We start from the raw sequence: 18,986 nt of genomic DNA on the forward strand, positions 1-18,986 counted from the left end.
CTGCATTGGATGTAGCTTATTGTTTCCTATTGTAAACAGTAGCAATGTCTAAAATAGAAATGAACCACTATGCCGAGCTAACGCAGCTCCGATCACATTCCATAAAATTCTGGGAACATAAGTATCGACGCTAAGACGACTATTTGTATCGCGATAAATGGCATTACGCCTCGGTAAATATCTCTTGTGGTCACGCCATTAGGGGCTACGCCTTTCAAATAAAACAAGCTAAAACCGAATGGTGGGGTTAAGAACGATGTTTGCAGATTCATCGCAATTAAAATAGCAAACCACGTCATATTGATACCCATTAGCTCTGCCACAGGGGCAATCATCGGTACGATAATGAAACAGATTTCTACGAAGTCGATAAAGAAACCCAGAATCAAAATCACCACCATGGTAATGATTAGGAAGCCCCATTTCTCACCAGGCAGTTCAAGCATCCACTCCTCTACCAGCATATCACCACCGGTGTAAGTAAACGCCATTGAGAACGCTGTTGCACCAAGCAGAATCGCAAATACCATCGCCGTCACTTTCACCGTCTCTTTGGACGCATCATAGAGCATGCCCCAACTGAATTGGCGATACATAAGTGATAGAACAATTGCGCCTGCTCCACCGAGAGCAGCAGACTCCGTCGGCGTCGCAATACCGGCAAAGATAGAGCCTAATACCACAACAATTAGTGCTAACGGCGGAATAATCGCTTTCAACGCCGTTTTTACTTCCTCTGAGCGTGAAATAGTTTCATCTCTTGGAATCGGTTGAGCACTCTCTGGGTTTAACTTTGCATAAATGAGTATGTAAACGACATAAGCGCCAACTAAGACAAAGCCCGGCCATAACGCAGCTTGGAATAAATCCCCTACTGGAACACCTAACACGTCACCCAAAAGAATAAGCACGATGGATGGTGGGATAATTTGCCCTAGAGTACCCGACGCACAAATGGTGCCGCAGGCCAACCCTTTATCATAGTTGTACTTGAGCATCACTGGCAGTGAGATAAGCCCCATGGCGACGACGGATGCCCCTACAACTCCCGTTGATGCTGCAAGCAATGCACCCACGAGTACCGTTGAAATAGCAATACCACCACGAACACCACCAAACAGACGACCCATCGACTCAAGAAGCTGTTCAGCTAGTCGAGTCTTTTGTAAAACTAACCCCATAAAAACAAACAGAGGTACAGCCATTAATACCGTATTTTCCATAATGGACTGTATGCGATATGGCATAAACGCAAACATTTCTATCCCTTCCGCCCACACACCGAAGATCAGCGCAATGCCGCCAAAAGTGAAAGCAACAGGAAAGCCGAGTAGTAGCGCGAATAAGGCTACAAAAAACATCACAATACCGATCATGAGAATGTCCTTATTCGTTTGAGCCGGAAGACTTAGCGTAAATGAGGTGTGGATTGAACAGTTTGTTCAATGAGTGCAGAACTAAGCCAACACCAGCAATCGCCATAAAGAAGAATGAAAGAGGAATCATCGCTTTGATGATCCAGCGATAAGGTAAGCCACCAGGGTCACCAGAGGTTTCTCCTAGCGCGTAACTTTCTTTGGCAAAATCGATACCAAACCAAGCGACCAATAAACAAAATGGGAAAAGAAAAACAAAAGTGCCTAGTAGGTCGATGATGGCTTGAGCTTTGATAGATAAACGCTCGTAGAATACATCTACTCGTACATGTCCACCCGCCTTAATCGCGTATGGGACGCCTAGTAAAAACACCGCTGAGAACAAATGCCATTCCATTTCTTGGAAGGCGATAGAAACATCATTAAATACGTAGCGCATCACTACGTCATAAACAACATTCACCAATAAGAGCAAAAACAAAATACTGGATAACCAACCTAGCAAATCCGCTACCTTGTTAAACAGTCTTTCAATGTAAATTAAACTACGCATACAACTTTCCGCCTATCCGCCATATTTAGTTCATTGTTTTAGTTAAGGGCGTATGACCATTTTTTGGGAAAAAGTGGCGCAGGAGCTGCGCCACTTAAAGGGGGTATTAATTGTCGAACTTATTTAGGTAAGCTTTAGACGCAATATCAGTCCAAGAGCGCACTTGCTGTAGATAAGCGGCTTGAGAAGCTTGGATTTCTTTTGCCATCTCATCTTTAGCTGCGTGCTCTTTTAGCAACTTGTCATTCGCATCACGCAGTGCATCCATTACTTCACGTGGGAAGTCTTTAACTTTCACATCTGGGTAATCTGTTTGGATAGTTGCCCAGTTTTTGCCACTTTCGTGAGTCGATTGGATATACATGTCGTACGCAGCTGTCTTCATAGCGATTTGTAGAATTGCTTTCAAATCGTCGGGAAGTTTGTTCCAAGTACGTTTGTTTACTAGGAATTGCAGCTCTGTTGCTGGCTCATGCCAACCGGTGTAGTAATAAGGCGCAATTTTGTGGAAGCCCATACGAAGGTCTAGTGATGGTCCCACCCACTCAAGTGCATCGATGGTACGACGTTCTAAAGAGGTATACAGCTCACCTGAAGCGATGTTTGTTGGCTTAGCACCAACCTCTGCTAGGATTTCGCCGGCAAAACCTGGGATACGCATTTTCAGACCTTGTAGGTCATCTACACTATTGATTTCTTTTTGGAACCATCCGCCCATCTGAACATCAGTGTTACCACCAGGGAAAGACATCATGTTATGCGGTGCATACACTTTCTCCATTAGTTCCATACCACCACCGTGATAGAACCAAGCGTACTGTTCTGGTGCCGTCATACCAAAAGGCATTGTCGTAAAGTAGAGGGTATTTGGCACTTTACCTTTCCAGTAATACGACGCTGAGTGACCCATGTCATATTGACCAGATTTAACCATATCAAACACACCGAAAGGCGCTTTGTGCTTGTTCGAAGAGTCAATGCGGATTTGCAAACGACCGTTTGACATTTCTTCTGCCATTTTCGCCATGTTCTTCGTTGCGTCACCAAAGATAGGGAAGTTTGGCCCCCATGTTTCGGCTAACTTTAAACGATAAACTTTATCGGCTGCATTTGCGGTACCTGCAACAAACGCTAAACACGTTGCTGCAACAATCGCCGTGCTCTTCATGACACGTGTTACTGATTTCTTGATTAGACTCATTATTCAGTTCCTTGAGTAGGTTCCCTGTTGAAGTCACTGTCGCGACTCCAAGTTTCACATTCCACACAACTATGGATGCAATTCTGAATAACGGGTATTAGTGAGAGCACGCAGTGATAAAACCATTAATTAGCGTTATCAGACCTTGGTATTACGTAGAAATACGTAGGAAATAACCACAACAAAAACCTTAATTTCGATAAATCAATAAGTTAATAGAGCAGGGTTAGAAAGGAGATAGTAAAAACACTTAGGCATTTATTATCAGACACCAATTACACAATCGCTACTTTTGTGACATCAGTCGCTAACATTAGTGCATTTTAGTCTTCTGGATCAAAAAGACCCCTAAATAAGGGGTCTTTTTGAAAATGGGTAAAGTGAACGCTTAAAGCGCTTTATAGATCACTTTATTGCCCGCAAGCTGTTCTTTAGCCACTAAGCCTTCTTCTAGAAGCTTCTTAAGTGCGCCAGTCGCCCAAGATGCTGCTTTCGCTTCTTCTTGGCCAGCTTCTAGGCCGATGCCTTTTGGATTGATACCGTCAGCATTTTTAGCAACGATGTCTAGCACTTGTTGCTGCTTAGGAGTTAAGGCTACATCAACTTTTTTTGTCGCAGTTGCGGTTTCAACTACAGGCGCTTTCGCTACAACAGGCTTTTCTGTTTTTGTTGCAGCTGCTGTGTTGGCAACTACCGCTTTAACGCGCTTTTGCAACTTAGATTGCACTTTGCGCTTATGAGCAAGTCTCATTTAGTTTTCTCTCCAATTCACTGCACCAAGACAGTGGTCAAAATTCGAAGCGCGTTTTATACCAAAATTTTGATAGCTTTTGTAGAGGATTGACACAAAGTGGCGTCAAAAATGCAGACCCAGGACGTTTATGGCTATTATTTAAACAATAAACTTTATTATCGCTTCATCGGTATAAAGAACCAGATAGGGTTAAAAAACAGTCGTCATTATGGATACACTACATTTCAGCAATCATAACTACACTTGGCAATCTCCGACCATTAAAGTGGTCGCTGCGGTCGGAGGGTTGGCCTGTTTTAGTTTTCTTCTACTGTCACCCAATTGGCAGCAAGCGTTGGTGTTTATTACGCTCGTCGCTGCGGTCATGACCTTTGCTTACTTTATGCTTATCAAAAGCCGTGTCACCTTCACACTGACAGCGACTCATTTCCAGCAACACGTATTCAAAGGTGGCTGGGTCGTTAAATGGAGTAATATTGAACGAATCGGCGTATGCACACATCACCAAGAAGGTTGGCATAAACCACTGCCTTGGATTGGGATCAGACTTAAACACTATCAACCCTACTTAGATGCCATCTGTCCTAGAGTGGCCACCGACCTTTTGCTAAGCCAACGTGCATTGCTTTATTTGGGTGCCCAGCAAACCTCACCCGCACTTAATTTTGAAGACATAGTGTTGGACTCTGAGGCTTACGTTACCAATGAGGGAAAAGAGTACAGAGGACTTCTCGCCATGTTGGCAAATCGAATGCGTTATCAGCGAGAGTTTTATGGGTTCGATGTATTTGTAGCCGAGGCAGACTTAGACAGGTCTGCGGACGAGTTTGTGGGTCTTACCCGCCGCTATTTAGCTGCGGCGGATAGAGAGTTGTCCTAGAGAAGCGTTACTTTTAATCGCTTACTGTCAGTACGCTTCTCTTAGGCGCCTGTTAGTAAAGCGGCATCTCATCGGCAACAAACGGATTGGAGGCTCTCTCATGACCAAAGGTAGACTGTGGGCCGTGACCCGGTACAAATGTTACGTCATTACCCAGCGGCCACAACTTTGTCTTAATCGAGTTAATCAAAGTAGCGTAGTCACCTTGAGGGAAATCTGTGCGTCCAATACCACCATTAAAGAGAACATCACCAACAAAGGCGACTTTTGATTCATCATTAAACAACACTACGTGACCTGGAGTGTGACCCGGCGTATGAATGACGTTAAAAGTTTGATTACCAAACTCTACAGTATCACCATCATCTAACCATTGATTGGGTTCAAACGCTTTAGTCAACGGAAAACCAAACATTTGGCTCTGGTTTTCTAACCCTTGTAACCAAAAGTTATCAGCTTTATGAGGACCAACAATGTTGGCATCAAGCGCCTCTGCAAGTGGCTCAGTTCCGCCAACGTGATCTAAATGCCCATGGGTGAGTACCAGCTGTTCAACTTGGACTCCAAGTTCTTTGATCAGCATCTCTAGTTGTTTTACATCACCGCCAGGATCAACAACCACACCTTTCATGGTTTCGTCACACCAAACGATAGAACAGTTTTGCGCAAATGAAGTGACAGGCACTACTTGATATTGAAGACTCATCATAAACCCTATTAATTTTGCAATTAGCGGGACTATGACATCACGCTAGCGGAATGACAAGTGTTACCAGTTTCTCACAGGGCCCGTATCAATATGGACGAACTGGCTTCTTGGGTAATAACCAACTCCACCTGCCTTAATGGTTAGCGCCGCCTCGTGAAGATGACTGAGTTTTACTCCATCTAATCTAAAGTCGATAGCCTGACCTAACATATGAAGACTTTTTTTCGCCACTCCATTAGAGCCTGAACGCAATGAAGCATTGGTTTCAGGAGATCGATAGCCAGAAATGATCAACACCTCTGATTTAACGCCTAATAGGCTCTGAATCTCTGATATCTGGTCGAACAAACGCTTATCCATGTTATGGGTTTCATTACGTCGATGATCACGACAAAGTGTATTGAGGCGAGCAAGTTCGGCTTGAATATACTTAGCACCGTCAAAGTAACGACTTTCTAAACTCTCTCCTGTGTGTAAGTTATTCATTGCTAATGTTCTTGGTGCAGAAGAAGGCATTGCAAAAGATAGTGAAGGCACCAATGACGCCGTTGCACCACACAAAGCAAGTTTGAGGGCGTCTCGTCTAGAAATGTTTGTTTGGATCATACTACTCAAAGAAAGGAAACTACGGAATTGCGGCGCAAGATACGTGTTTCTCAAGCCCAGTTCAAATGCAGAGATGAGCGAAAAGCGATTATTTTTGCAACCATTAGTGGTTAACCTTTGAGCAGAAAGCGTTTTTTAGATTGTTCAAATTTGTGTCAATTTTTTGAAAATGCCGCACTGTTCATACTTTCTCGTTTGGCATCGTATTGGTATACGTCGCCGCGGAAGTGTGCCTTCCCATCAGACATCCAAGCGGTTTGATAAATGATATGAACCGGAATTCGCTGCTTAAGGGCTATCGCTTTATTTGGGCGATCCGTTGCGACATCTTCTAGTGTTTTCCCTTGTGCTTCGAGTAGCACTTGAGCGAACTGGTCAGCGTTTTCCACTCTTACACAACCAGAGCTGAATGCACGTAAACTCTCATCAAAGAGATGCTTACTAGGTGTATCGTGTAGAAAGATGGCTTGTGCGTTGGGTGTGTTGAACTTGTACTGGCCAAGCGCGTTTAACTCCCCAGCTTGCTGACGCATACGATACGGGAAGCGCCGCGCATTTACCTCTTGCCAATCAATCATCGTAGGGTCGATACGTGCCTGATTGTTCCAACCTTCTAAAATTTCAATTCGTTGCGAAAATAGGTAAGTTGGATTCTGTTTTACTTTAGGAATGATGTCTTTAACCATAATTTTCCAAGGCACATTCCAAGTAGGATTTAGGATAAGCGAGTCCATTTTAGTTTCCAGTAAAGGCGTTTGACGCGACGCTCTACCTACAATTACGCGAGACTCAAATCGTTCCTTTCCTTCATCCCAATATTCAAGCTGAAAATTCGGCACATTGACGACAATGATGTTTTCGCGCTGTTGTGGCCACAAACGAGAACGTTCCGAGTTGAGTGCCAATATACGCAGTTTATCGGACGCGGACTTGTTCAACCATTCGATGGTATTGGGACCTATAATGCCATCATCGTTTAACCCGTAAATGGTCTGGAATTCTCTAATAGCAAGGTCGAGCAATTCGTCGAAATACCGGTCTTCCCTAGCGGTAATGAAGACATTGGATTCGGACAGTCTTTCAATAAGAATTAAATATGCTTCTTGAGGTAACGTATCACCGAGTCTCGTGAGCCCAACTTGCTGATACTCTATTTTGGTCATTTGCGATTTCGACACTAAGTCGATGTAGGCATTCTCGAATCCATCTTGCTGTAACATTGGCGACGCAAACGAGGTGATGTAAGCCAGTGCATCTTGTGCTTCGAAAGCTTTTACCATCAGATCCACTTCAGTTGCTGAAGGACGCGGAAGAGGTTCAATTAAATCGGTAGTAAAATACCACTCTTTGCCAAGTTCTTGAGACGCTGCAACATAGCTTAAATAAAGTAAGAAAGTATCCGAAGCCACTCTATCATAACGATCCATCTCCCCTTGTTGATAATACTGTTGCAGGAGTTCGACTCTTGATTGGAACAGCGGACTAAAGCCAGCGAGCTTCATCATATCTAGTTGCAGATTTAGCTGAGCGTTAAGCTCATTGCCGCTCCATATACGCTCAGCATCCAGTCTGGAATATAAGTAGTCAACTAACGAGGGATAGAGAAGCACGTCTTGGGTATTATCTATAAGCTCAGTTGAGCCTTTTGTATTGTCTTGCTGAAGAATTGGCTTGATGTGTTTTACAGAATATGAGGTGAGCTCGGTCGAATTTGAGACAAGCTGATCTGGCGCGGCAACCGTCAATCCGGTTGTAGCTAGAGAGAATAAACCAACACACAATGAGAGTAGCCAGTTTCGCATCTACCAACCTCCTTTCAACCAAGGATCTTAAGTATGGCAGAAATCACACTATCAACCGGACAATTTTACACTAAACCAGCTACCGTCTCATTTATGTGATGGCACTCCAGTGATTATCCCACTGAATTCCAGAATAAAAGCGTTGTTTGTCCAATTGTGGATTAATTTTGATTACTTGCCCTGCACCAGAACTCACATGAAAGTCGCCATTCCTGACTACCACTCCTGAAGCATCTGGGAGCGAATTAATTTCTAGTAATTCACGTGTTGTCTTGTCCCAAATACCGTAGCAGCTTCCTCTCGGTGATGTAGCTAGAATATGCGTTTCTGTCGCTGCAATACTGGCAATATAATGATTAAATCTTGCCCACTGCTCTGGCTCTCCACCCAGTTCTTCCATCACCGAACCTCGCTGATGAATGGCTACGAGTGGGACGTATTCCTCCGCTTCACCCCGATATTGCTGACCTGTTAACACCGTAGTGTCACCATCATGAGCAAGGTGGCGAATACTCTTATGATGGTCGCCAAGCGTTGCTTGCTCTAGAAGCTCTCCTTGAGGAGAAAGATAACTCAAGCTAGGTTGCATGGTTGCAAGATTTTTAGGTTGCCTGCCATTGGTATGTACGCCACCGACTCCAACGACTAACGAATCGTCTGCCATCACGATCACTTCATGAGGACCTAACCCGAAACCGGTAAACTCTTCTATTTTTTTATAGCCATTCGCAACATCATAAACGCCAATAATTCCGCGACTGCTCGACCGCTCCCCTTCTGTAGCGTACAACCATCGACCATCATTTGAATACACGCCATGCCCGTAAAAATGTCGGTTATTTGGCGCTAAAATGAGCTTTCTTACTTCTCCTTCACGATAGTCAAACACCATGGCATAGCTACCTGGCCTTCGAGCAAACATCACCGCGTGATGAGTATTCGGCGATACAGCAATGCCATGGCCACGGTCTGGTAAAGGCAGTCGATGCATAGCAGTAGCATTTTCGGTAGAAACAATAACTTCGTAGTCACCCTTGTTGCGAACCGAACCGCCTATCAAAGTTTCCTGAGCCATTTTCGTCGTGGAAGCGCAAGCCGTAAGCAAAGAAGGCGACATCACCGTGATGCCTGCCAACTTTGTGAAGTTGCGTCTAGAAATATCAATCGCCATCAGTCGCATTAAATCCTATTACTACTCCCAACTGAACCGCAGCCTCTTCATTGATAAGATACTTAAGTTGTTCAAGCTTATTGAATTGCGACAGCACTGTTCGATAGCCTTGTTTAGATTGCAAAAGCACAAATAGGCTGGTTTCGCTCGGCCAAGTTTCCAACGTATCTTCAAATTGGTGAACGATACTATCCGCCAAAGGTGCATGACCTTCATCACGCAAAAGCTTATCTAGCCCTTCTCCTTTCGCCAGATAGAGTGCTTGCATAGCTTCTACGTTGGTTTTTAAATTGCTCATCGACGTTTTCGAGCGCCAAGACTCAGAGAAATAAGGTCGCGGAGCACCGATTTTTGCTAACGGACGAGACAGTTTTTTCATGCTGTAATCCAGCTGGTTAGACAGCAAAGCCAGATATTCTGACTCCCACCCCTCTTTGTCTAAAGAGGACCATGGATTGGTTTGCCATGCCATGAATATCGTGTCGGCGCGATCGGTAAGAGAAGCGGTAATGGCAGTCGCCAATGAGCAATGCTCTCGTGAGCCCTTTGCTAGTGTTGAAGCATCATCATAAAGCAGCCATTCAATTGCTCCTAGTCCCTGAATGGTGACACTTTGCAATTGTACTGACTCCATGCTCCACGCGTCGGTTTTAACCGCTTGCGACATCTTCCTACCGGTGGTGTTCTTCTTATCTGGCCAGAATTGAACATTCCAATTCTGCTCCAGTGCCATAGCAGGACCTCGCTCTTGCCCTTGCAACCACATCCAACGAGACATTCCTTGTTGCCATGCCGCAGACACCTGCGTCAGGTCCGATTCCCCTTGGCAAAACTGTGCAGTTTGCGATTGCAAGTTCATCATTGCCGTTTTGAACTTCAACGCAGAGTCAAATTCAACTTCATATACTGCTTGGCTAAGGTGTGTTGTGGCTTCTGGCTCTGGGGCTTGGATCACACTACTCGATTGACAAGCCGTTAAAAAAAGCAAGCTCAACGCTATAGATGAAAGTTTGTAATTCACGTTGCTCTCCTTACAGTGAATTTAGAAACGCCAATAGCGCATCACGTTCTGATTTAGATAAAGCTAACACGTTTTGTTTTGCGGCTTCTGCTTCGCCACCGTGCCATAAAATCGCTTCGGTGAGATTTCTCGCTCGCCCATCATGAAGAAAGTAGGTGTGACCATTAACTTCTTCCGTGTAACCAATGCCCCACAGCGGTGCTGTGCGCCACTCACGGCCTGAAGCTGCGTATTCTGGTCGATTGTCTGATAGTCCCTCTCCCATGTCATGTAATAGCATATCGGTATAAGGGTGAATCGTCTGGTTCGAAATGGCAGGTAACCCTTCTTGTGTACCGGTTTGAATGCCTGTTCTATGGCAGTTTTGGCAACCAACATTGTTGAATAGCTTCTCACCTGCGACAACCAAAGGGTCATCGATATTACGTCGTTGAGGCACCGCTAAATGCTGAGTATAGAACTCGACGAAGTTGAGAATTTTGTCGCTCACCTCAGGGTCTCCGCCACTATGCTGTGCCGTACAAACGTCCTGATTACTGGTACAGTTCTCATTCGGAAACAGCGAACTTGTCAAGCCTACGTCACCATTGAAAGCGGCCGCATTTTGCTGCATCAAATTAGGCTGGCCTGCTTTCCATCCAAAGCGCCCCAATGCCATCTTTTGGGTGCGCACATCCATTACATAGTTCGGCTTTCCTGTTACTGATGAGCTGTCCGCTTTCTGCGCTTCAGCAAATGCTAAAATCGTCGACTCTGGAATCGATTCGAGCAACCCTAAGCCAATCATTGGCGGAGCAACTCGTGCCGACATTAAAACGTCAGGGTGCATATCGCCGTAGGCTAGTTCAACAATCTTGAGATTAGGTTTGCGTAACATGACGACCGTGCCATCTTTAAAACTTACCGCAACCTCATCATAAGTAATATCAATTTGTCCTTCTGGCTGCATGTTCGGCAAAGCAAAATCTTGCAACTGACCGCCATACGTCGGCTCAGGTATTACACCGTCAAGCTCATAGGCCGCTTTCTGCTGCGCAGTCACAGCCGGAATACTCAACCTAACCAACATAGATACGGCATGTTGATCATTTTCTTCAGGAGGATGACCACGACCGTCTTTGATATGACAGTTTTGACAACCATTGGTATTAAATAGTGGTCCAAGTCCATCCCTCGCATCTGTGGAAGCGGGAGCTTGAACCCAGGGGTTTCTAAAAAAACTGTTACCGACGCTAAAATCTAGTCGCTTTGACATAGGCAAGTTGGCTGCAGGCATTGAGTAAGCATTAGGCCCCTCTTTTTTTACTGTGGTTTTACCGCCCGACAGATGAGAAGACTCAGACCCGGCAAACACCGAGCCGACAAAAAGAAATAGTAGCGTGGCTAAAAAAGGATAAGATCTTGACATACAGCGCTCACAAAAAGATCGACAAAAGGGGGCAGTAGCCCCCTATTTATTATGGTTATTGTGCTTAGAATTCGTGGTCAGCAGTATCTGGATTTAGGCTATCAATACCGATGATGCCAGCGGCACGCTCAATTGAACCAGTTTGCGCGACAAGTGCAACAATGGTCTCATTCACTAGTTTGTTACCTTGAGGATTATTAGACGCGATCAACTGGTCAAAGTGTTGGTTGTCTTTTTCTGCCGAGGTAACAAGTTTGCCAACTTGCGCGCGTGCAAGATCAAATTGCTTTTGAATCTCTTTCGCTGCTGTTTTGTCTTTTGCTTCAACAAGGTTAGCGATACTTGGACCGTCAACTAACGTTCCATCAGCGCGAACGTAAGTGCCCGTGTAAACGTTATAGATACCTTGCTCGTTGTAATAGTGAGAGTTATGCGTGTTATCAGAGAAACAATCGTGCTCATCTTCAGTAGAGTTGGCTTCTAGAGCCACTTTCATGCGCTCACCCGCAAGCTCACCTAGAGAAAGTGAACCCATACCAAATAGCATCTTACGAATGCCGTTGTCAGCTTTGTCAGCGAGTAGTTCAGAGCGGTAGTTGCCTTTCTCGGAAGCTGACCATTGTTTCTCCATCCATTGAAGATCTTGAATCAACAGTTTTGATGCAGCTTGAAGATACTGCGCACGACGCTCACAGTTACCATTAGTACAACCTTCACCGACAACATAGTCAGTATAAGGACGTTCACCTGCACCTGCGTTGGTTCCGTTAAGGTCTTGCCCCCACAGTAAGAACTCAATCGCATGATAGCCTGATGCTACGTTTGCTTCAGAGCCACCAACTTCATTAAGGTTGGCAATGACTTCAGGTGTAATTTCTTTAACGTCAAGAGTTGTCGCGCCGATTTTTAGGCTCTTGTTAGCAACAATGTTCGCTTGTGCACCTTCATTACCTAGCTCATATTGGTAATCCGCACTCACATAGTCGATAAGACCTTCATCAAGTGGCCATGCGTTAAGCTGTCCTTCCCAATCGTCAACGATAGCATTACCAAAACGGAATACTTCCGTTTGCTGATAAGGTACGCGAGACGCTAGCCATGCTTGTTGAACATCGGCAAGACCTTTCTCTGAAGGGTTTGCCAAGAATGTGTTAATAGATGTGTCTAAATCTTTTGCTGTAATTAGCGCATCTGCGAATACCGCGTGAGCCAGATCAGCATAGTGTTCTACCACTTGGTCTTTAGTAACTGCAGAAAATGCAGCGCTTGAAGTCATTACAAGAGAGGCTGCCACTGCACCCTTCACCATGGTTGTTACATTCATGAAAAGCATCCTTGTTGAGCTTAATAGTTATCAGTAGTGCGAATTATTATCATTTATACTACGAAGTGCGATAATACTCAGTTACAATTTATTTTCAAGAATAAATACAAAAAAGCCTCACAAAAGTGAGGCTTTTCTATCATTTTACTAACAATTTTATGATTGGTGACCTAGATTACTGACTAAAGCTTGAGGTAGTGCTTACCGTGAGAGACCTTTGCTTTAAGGTAGTTTTCATTACCATCTTTGATATGAGCGTGCGTATTCACAACTTCTTCAATATTGATGCCGTGCTCGCGAAGCTCGCGCACTTTCTTAGGATTGTTAGTGACCAGACGAATAGAGTGTACGTCCAGCGCTTTAAGCATTTGAGCGGCTTCAGTAAAGTCACGTAAGTCATCGCCAAAACCTAAATGGTTATTGGCTTCATACGTATTCATACCATCAGACTGGAGCTTGTAGGCGTCTAGTTTGTTGTAAAGACCGATTCCTCGCCCTTCCTGGCGTAGATATAGGATGATGCCACCTTCTTCGCCCATTTTCTGAATGGTCTCTTCCAATTGCTCACCACAATCGCAACGTGACGAGTGGAAAACATCACCGGTAAGACACTCTGAGTGCATCCTTACCAAAGGTAAAGATTGGGTCTTGTCAGATGATTTAAAAATAATCGCTACATGTTCTTTATCTGTCTTGAGTCCACGAAACGACAGCATCTCTGCGTCTATATCACTCCTGGAACCGACTTTTAATTGTATTCTGGCACGTACTTCCGCCATAGTCTCTCTCACTAGATTATCTGAGGCTAGTAATGAACTTATCTCAGCCATCGCTCTATTCTCCATAAAGTGAACTATGGGGGCTAGTACTCGACTTTTCAACAATAAGATCAATATAGTAATTGTTATATTATAACAATTACTATATATAAGAAACTAAAAAAGCCCCGAGTATCAATACTCGAGGCCCATAAAAATCATTTAGTTAGGCGATAAAAAGATAGGTCTTACGCTTGTTTTTGTTTCCATACAGCGAGTTGGACCCACACATTTTCCAGTTCCGCTAACTCTTCTTTTGTTAATAGAGAGATGGTCTGGGAAGACTCACCCGAGCTCGCACCATTGGCAGATTTAAGGTGTGCATAAAAGTCTTTTTTGAGTTGGCTGATGACTGCTTCCACTGCTGTACCACCTTACTTACGGGTTATTTCCTAAACAATGCGATAATACCACTCTGATCAGATCGTACAGCTTTTTCAAACATTTCTGGAACTGCTGTCACAATCTAACTGGTTTTTACCTAGAATTTTCTAAACTTTATCCCACAGCGGACGAAGGCGGCAATTTGTTACTGAACTTTTTTATCGAGGCGGTAGAATATCGACACTTTACACTTCAAAGAACAATGTCATGTTAAAAATCATCAGCAACCAAGACTTCGATACATTTGCGCAAAACGCAAAAGAAGCGCCACGCAAACGCAGTCATCATAACCTACACGAGCAATTGGACGCTGGCGTTCAACGTTTGTTCATCTCTACAGAGCCAGAAACCTACATGCGCCCTCACCGTCATAGTGAAGAGCACAAATGGGAATTATTCCTTGTTCTTAAAGGGCAACTGGATTTATTGATTTTTGATGATGAAGGCAACCTCACAGAGCGTCACAGTCTCTCACCAGAAACTAACCGTGCTATCGAAATCCCACCAGGCACTTGGCATGGTTACGCTTGTATGCAATCGGGCACCGTCGGCCTTGAAATCAAGGAAGGCGCATACATCCCTACTCCTCAAGAAGATTTCGCACCTTGGTCTCCAGCAGAAGGTGAAGATGGCGCCAATGAATATCGCGATTGGATGAGTACAGCACAACCAACGGCAAAATAATCTTCAGCTGCTATTCTCACTACTAAATCTACAAAAGCGTAGATAAAAGTAGCATCTAGAGCGGGAATGTTGATAATACCCGCTCTGCATACCGACTGAGGACAGCTCTTGAACACTCCAGCCTTTTCTACCTTAAACTTACCATCTGAATTACTCGGCACATTAGACAGTCTTGGTTACGCTTCTATGACGCCAATCCAAGCCGAGGCACTACCAAAGATTTTGGCGGGTAAGGACGTTATCGGCCAAGGAAAAACAGGTTCAGGAAAAACCGCAGCCTTCTCTCTCGGCGTACTTAGCAACTTAAGAGTAAAGCGCTTCCGTGTGCAGTCTCTTGTTCTCTGCCCAACTCGTGAGCTTGCGGACCAAGTTGCTAAAGAGATTCGCACCCTAGCTCGTGGTATTCACAATATCAAAGTACTAACACTGTGTGGCGGTATGCCAATGGGACCACAAATTGGTTCTCTGGAACACGGTGCGCATATTCTAGTGGGAACGCCTGGTCGCATCCTTGATCATCTAGAAAAAGGTCGTATCAACCTAAGCGAACTGAATACTCTGGTACTTGATGAAGCGGACCGTATGCTAGATATGGGTTTCAAAGATGCCTTAGACGCTATTATCGACCAAGCTCCAAAGGAGCGACAAACGCTGCTTTTCAGCGCTACATTCCCTGAGCAAATCCAAACCATTGCAGCTCGAGTTATGAAGCAACCAGAAGTGGTGAAGGTCGAGAGTAAGCACGATCACTCAAGCATCAAACAGTTCTTCTATCAAACTAACACTCTCGAAGAACGTGATAATACACTTGAAAACTTGCTTCTGACTCACCAACCGGAGTCTGCTGTGGTGTTCTGTAATACTAAAAAAGAAGTTCAGAACGTTGCGGATGAACTGCATCATCGTGGCTTTAGCGTGATCGATATCCACGGTGATTTAGAGCAAAGAGATCGAGACCAAGCACTCGTACAGTTCGCCAATAAAAGTGTTTCTATTTTAGTGGCAACGGATGTTGCAGCTCGTGGTCTCGATGTCGATAACCTCGATGCAGTATTCAACTATGATCTGTCTCGCGACCCAGAAGTACACGTACATCGCATTGGTCGTACTGGGCGCGCCGGTAATAAAGGTTTAGCCTTTAGCTTCTATAGCGAGAAAGAGTTCTATCGTGTAGCGCGTATCGATGAGTACATGGATATGCCGATTGAACCAAGCGAATTGCCTGCAAAGTCAAGCAACCAACCATTTCAAGCAAAAATGGTGACGATTCAAATTCAAGGCGGTAAGAAGCAAAAATTGCGCCCTGGTGATATTTTAGGGGCGCTAACCGGTGATAAGACACTCTCCGGCAATCAAATTGGTAAGATCAATATGTTCCCAATGAGTGCTTATGTGGCGGTCGAGAAAGCGATAGCTAAGCAAGCGTTAGGTAAGATTACCAATGGCAAGATGAAGGGCCGAAACTTCCGCGCTCGAATCATCAAAGCTTAACCTTCAACTCCATCAAAAACAGCTCTTCGTTAATACATAGAGCTGTTTTTGTATTCGCTACTGCATGGATAACGCCATAGATATAGCGGAAAAAGGACATCCCTGCTTACAACGTCCGCAGCCATCACAAGCTTTCTTATCCAACTCCGGTAGGCTGTACGACTTGATACTTATCGCCTGTTTTGGGCAGGCTTCTTGGCATAAGTGGCAATCACTAAACAGTGCATTTTGACATCCATCCGAGAACTGCGGAATCAAACCAGTATCGTTGTCCTGTCCATGCAATGCACCTGTTGGGCATACTTGGCTACATTCTCCACATTGGCTACAGTACCCATAATCAAGTACAAGCCGAGCCAGTTCATCTTCAATAGCAATAACCTGCTCAGGACAAGCCTTGACGCAATCTCCACAAGCATTACAAATCTGTTGATAGAGCAACTCATCAACAGCTTTTGGTGGTCTAGGGATTGTTCGTGATACTTCTTGGCAATCTAACTTAGCAGATAATGAGTCATCACTGGCCATTACAGGTGAATTCCGCGTACTGCCATTCGCCAAAGCGCGAAAAAGACCACGACGACTTATGGTTTTGTGCTCCATATACGCTTTGTAGTATTTTTCATCTCTGGTCATGAGCGCTTACCAACCCTAACGATACAGTTTCACGGCAAGTGGCGTAATATTTAACAGCTCCTGAACGGCTTCACACCATTGCGATACCAAGGCAGCTAGTTGTTTGTAGCTTTGAGTTGAAGCATGCTTCTCAACCAACTCGAAATAACGGTAACACCAAGTCAGTAAGTGCTGTGAAAACAGCGCCTTGACCGACTCAATGTCGTGTTCTTGCTCAACCAATTGACTCACTGCAAATAACATTAAGCCAATTTGATCTTCTGGCTCTCTCATCCCAGTATCTAAGGCAATATCGTGATCTCGAAGAAACTGACGGTACGCTACTGTGGTATCACCAAAAATCACCTCTTCTCTATCCATATAGACTGAGCCCCACGGTGGTGCCAGCATCGCCTCTCCTCCTTCAAAAAGTAAGAAGAAGTCTTGATTTAGTGCTTCGTTGCTTTCTCCTTTAACCTGATGACACCATGCCTGAAGATCACTGTCTTTTAAGTTTTCATCTTGTAGCAACGCAGTCAATAAGGTCTGGTTGTTGTTGTCGGTAAGCGGGAAATAAAACAGCGAACCGAATACCTTTGCCATGGTTTGTAGACTAAGTAGATCGATAGATTGATTTTCTGACATGAATTTACCAAATTTCAAAAATGACTAAGTTGAACCAATAAATGAGAGCAGGCCGGTCAGCCTGCTCTTATCTTTGCTACATGCCTGCTGTCATGTGCAGACCAAAGAACACGCTGCGTCCGATGAGTTCCGCAACTAACACCATCGCAAAGCCAATGACGGCAATCGGCATAGAACGAGACTCAGAGCGCATCGCCCACATCCATGCAGCTAGGCCAACGAACACTAGGACAAAACGTAAGTTTTGAATCTCTGCCATATTTGGCACTAACTCACTAGCTGCAACAATCGCAGAATGAATATTAGGCAAGTTGGCGACCATTGACATAGTGACCATTGCCATTGTCACTGCGGCTACACTTGCCACAATCGCCGTAACTTTACCTAAACGTGGACATTCCAACTTAGCGCCACGCATCAAAATAAGTGACAGCATCACGCCACAAATGACAGCCGTAAGCGTAAATGATTGACCCGTAAACGGTGTATCCCAAGTTGGAACCGTATCAATGATGTAGACGTTCGTCATGGCGACCATAAAGGCCACGCCGATCACCATCGCCGCTACCATCAACCCTTTACGAATCGATTCACTGCCTTTATTGATGACAGACAATAGCCAATATAGACCACCTAAGCCAAAGAACATCGAACCAAATAGGATCTCACGCGATAACCAAGATGTTCCAATTTGGTTTAACGCATTGATTGCACGCATTGGGCTACCTAAGTGCATGGTTGACGCCATAAAGCCAAGTCCCATGAAAACCCAAATAAAGAACATATTGCGAGTTATCGCTGTCTTAACGTGTGCATCCGCCTTACCAAATAATGTGATTAAGCCCATTACGATAAACGCACCGACTGCTGTTTGAGCAAATACAGTAAAGAAAATCAGAGGCCATTCATGCCATCCCATGTTAAACCTCCTTAGGGTTTGCTAGGTGACCAGTGGTGTCATTCGTTGGACGCGCATTGCGATTTGGTTTGATCACGATATTTGGTTTCGTTAACGTTGACGATGGAAGTGGCGCTACGTCTGCGTTGGTTCCATACTTGGCACGAAGCTCAGCAATAGGACCGAACTCCAACGCACGAAGTGGGCAAGAACCGACGCAGATTGGCTCAAACCCTTCTGCTACGCGCTCGAAACAACCGTCACATTTCGTCATGTGACCCTTTTCTTTGCTGTACTGTGGCGCACCGTAAGGGCAAGCGTTAGCGCAGTGTTTACAGCCAATACACACCTTTTCATCCACGACCACAAAGCCGTCTTCACGTTTGTGCATTGCACCCGATGGACACACTTTTGCACACGCCGGTTCGTCACAGTGGTTGCATGCAATAGAGGTGTAATAGGCAAACACGTCTTGACGGTAAGTGCCGTTATCTTCGATCCAGTTACCACCAGCGTATTCGTAAACTCGACGGAAGCTGCGATCAACACCAAGATCCTTAAAGTCTTTGCAAGCTAACTGGCAGGTTTTGCAACCAGTACACTTACTCGAATCGATATAAAAACCGTATTGTTTCATGAGTTAGTC

The 18,986-nt window shown here is 44.7% G+C and carries 20 protein-coding genes; 3 read left to right on the forward strand and 17 right to left on the reverse strand.

From position 1 onward, the window contains the following. Positions 1–92: 92 nt before the first annotated feature. The 4 genes from HOP38_RS10360 to HOP38_RS10375 form a co-directional block, all read right to left on the reverse strand. Positions 93–1,376 (reverse strand): TRAP transporter large permease, encoded by a 1,284-nt coding sequence (locus HOP38_RS10360; RefSeq protein WP_198557999.1) that lies wholly within the window; start codon positions 1,374–1,376, stop codon positions 93–95. A 10-nt stretch (positions 1,377–1,386) separates the two neighbouring features. After that, positions 1,387–1,929, reverse strand: coding sequence for a TRAP transporter small permease subunit (locus tag HOP38_RS10365; RefSeq protein ID WP_062457260.1), 543 nt, complete (start codon positions 1,927–1,929; stop codon positions 1,387–1,389). A gap of 106 nt (positions 1,930–2,035) precedes the next feature. After that, positions 2,036–3,130, reverse strand: coding sequence for a TRAP transporter substrate-binding protein (locus HOP38_RS10370; protein WP_006073745.1), 1,095 nt, complete (start codon positions 3,128–3,130; stop codon positions 2,036–2,038). 388 nt (positions 3,131–3,518) lie between these two features. After that, entirely contained in the window at positions 3,519–3,881 is a 363-nt protein-coding gene (locus tag HOP38_RS10375; protein WP_038225886.1) for a MarR family transcriptional regulator, read from the reverse strand. Between the two features lie 211 nt (positions 3,882–4,092). Here HOP38_RS10375 and HOP38_RS10380 point away from each other — a divergent pair, with 211 nt between their 5' ends. Beyond that, positions 4,093–4,764: a DUF2982 domain-containing protein gene (locus HOP38_RS10380; protein WP_006074885.1), complete on the forward strand. Its 672-nt coding sequence runs from the start codon at positions 4,093–4,095 to the stop codon at positions 4,762–4,764. 52 nt (positions 4,765–4,816) lie between these two features. Here the strand turns inward: HOP38_RS10380 and HOP38_RS10385 are convergent, their stop codons facing one another. The 9 genes from HOP38_RS10385 to HOP38_RS10425 form a co-directional block, all read right to left on the reverse strand. Next, positions 4,817–5,470: an MBL fold metallo-hydrolase gene (locus HOP38_RS10385; protein ID WP_198558000.1), complete on the reverse strand. Its 654-nt coding sequence runs from the start codon at positions 5,468–5,470 to the stop codon at positions 4,817–4,819. 63 nt (positions 5,471–5,533) lie between these two features. Further along, on the reverse strand, positions 5,534–6,079 hold the full coding sequence (gene mepK, locus HOP38_RS10390) for a peptidoglycan L,D-endopeptidase MepK (RefSeq protein WP_063603768.1): 546 nt from the start codon (positions 6,077–6,079) through the stop codon (positions 5,534–5,536). A 155-nt stretch (positions 6,080–6,234) separates the two neighbouring features. Further along, complete coding sequence (locus HOP38_RS10395; RefSeq protein WP_198558001.1) at positions 6,235–7,881, reverse strand: L,D-transpeptidase family protein; 1,647 nt, start codon at positions 7,879–7,881, stop codon at positions 6,235–6,237. A 91-nt stretch (positions 7,882–7,972) separates the two neighbouring features. Next, positions 7,973–9,061, reverse strand: coding sequence for a DUF1513 domain-containing protein (locus HOP38_RS10400; RefSeq protein WP_198558002.1), 1,089 nt, complete (start codon positions 9,059–9,061; stop codon positions 7,973–7,975). Then, a complete protein-coding gene (locus HOP38_RS10405) occupies positions 9,042–10,073 on the reverse strand; it encodes an imelysin family protein (RefSeq protein WP_006074880.1) in 1,032 nt (343 codons plus the stop codon). The genes HOP38_RS10400 and HOP38_RS10405 overlap by 20 nt, the downstream gene beginning before the upstream one ends. Positions 10,074–10,083: 10 nt before the next feature. Then, entirely contained in the window at positions 10,084–11,481 is a 1,398-nt protein-coding gene (locus HOP38_RS10410; RefSeq protein WP_198558003.1) for a di-heme oxidoreductase family protein, read from the reverse strand. A gap of 64 nt (positions 11,482–11,545) precedes the next feature. After that, complete coding sequence (locus HOP38_RS10415) at positions 11,546–12,805, reverse strand: imelysin family protein (RefSeq protein ID WP_198558004.1); 1,260 nt, start codon at positions 12,803–12,805, stop codon at positions 11,546–11,548. A 182-nt stretch (positions 12,806–12,987) separates the two neighbouring features. Then, complete coding sequence (locus HOP38_RS10420; RefSeq protein WP_006074877.1) at positions 12,988–13,635, reverse strand: GTP cyclohydrolase II; 648 nt, start codon at positions 13,633–13,635, stop codon at positions 12,988–12,990. A gap of 176 nt (positions 13,636–13,811) precedes the next feature. Continuing rightward, complete coding sequence (locus HOP38_RS10425; RefSeq protein WP_006074875.1) at positions 13,812–13,985, reverse strand: hypothetical protein; 174 nt, start codon at positions 13,983–13,985, stop codon at positions 13,812–13,814. A 229-nt stretch (positions 13,986–14,214) separates the two neighbouring features. Between HOP38_RS10425 and HOP38_RS10430 the strand changes: the two genes are divergently transcribed. Then, a complete protein-coding gene (locus HOP38_RS10430) occupies positions 14,215–14,691 on the forward strand; it encodes a WbuC family cupin fold metalloprotein (protein ID WP_006074874.1) in 477 nt (158 codons plus the stop codon). A 108-nt stretch (positions 14,692–14,799) separates the two neighbouring features. Beyond that, a complete protein-coding gene (dbpA, locus tag HOP38_RS10435; RefSeq protein ID WP_198558005.1) occupies positions 14,800–16,182 on the forward strand; it encodes an ATP-dependent RNA helicase DbpA in 1,383 nt (460 codons plus the stop codon). A 57-nt stretch (positions 16,183–16,239) separates the two neighbouring features. On the opposite strand, the gene HOP38_RS10440 is transcribed toward dbpA, so the two are convergent. The 4 genes from HOP38_RS10440 to HOP38_RS10455 all read right to left on the reverse strand — a co-directional run bounded on the left by HOP38_RS10440 (position 16,240) and on the right by HOP38_RS10455 (position 18,977). Continuing rightward, on the reverse strand, positions 16,240–16,818 hold the full coding sequence (locus HOP38_RS10440; RefSeq protein WP_198558006.1) for a ferredoxin-type protein NapF: 579 nt from the start codon (positions 16,816–16,818) through the stop codon (positions 16,240–16,242). Between the two features lie 15 nt (positions 16,819–16,833). Then, positions 16,834–17,442 (reverse strand): molecular chaperone TorD family protein, encoded by a 609-nt coding sequence (locus HOP38_RS10445; RefSeq protein ID WP_240206100.1) that lies wholly within the window; start codon positions 17,440–17,442, stop codon positions 16,834–16,836. 76 nt (positions 17,443–17,518) lie between these two features. Then, a complete protein-coding gene (locus HOP38_RS10450; RefSeq protein WP_198558007.1) occupies positions 17,519–18,361 on the reverse strand; it encodes a DmsC/YnfH family molybdoenzyme membrane anchor subunit in 843 nt (280 codons plus the stop codon). 1 nt (position 18,362) lies between these two features. Then, entirely contained in the window at positions 18,363–18,977 is a 615-nt protein-coding gene (locus HOP38_RS10455) for a DMSO/selenate family reductase complex B subunit (RefSeq protein WP_198558008.1), read from the reverse strand. Positions 18,978–18,986 lie beyond the last annotated feature (9 nt).

This window comes from Vibrio mediterranei, from assembly GCF_013364395.1.
Taxonomy (GTDB): Bacteria; Pseudomonadota; Gammaproteobacteria; order Enterobacterales; family Vibrionaceae; genus Vibrio; species Vibrio mediterranei.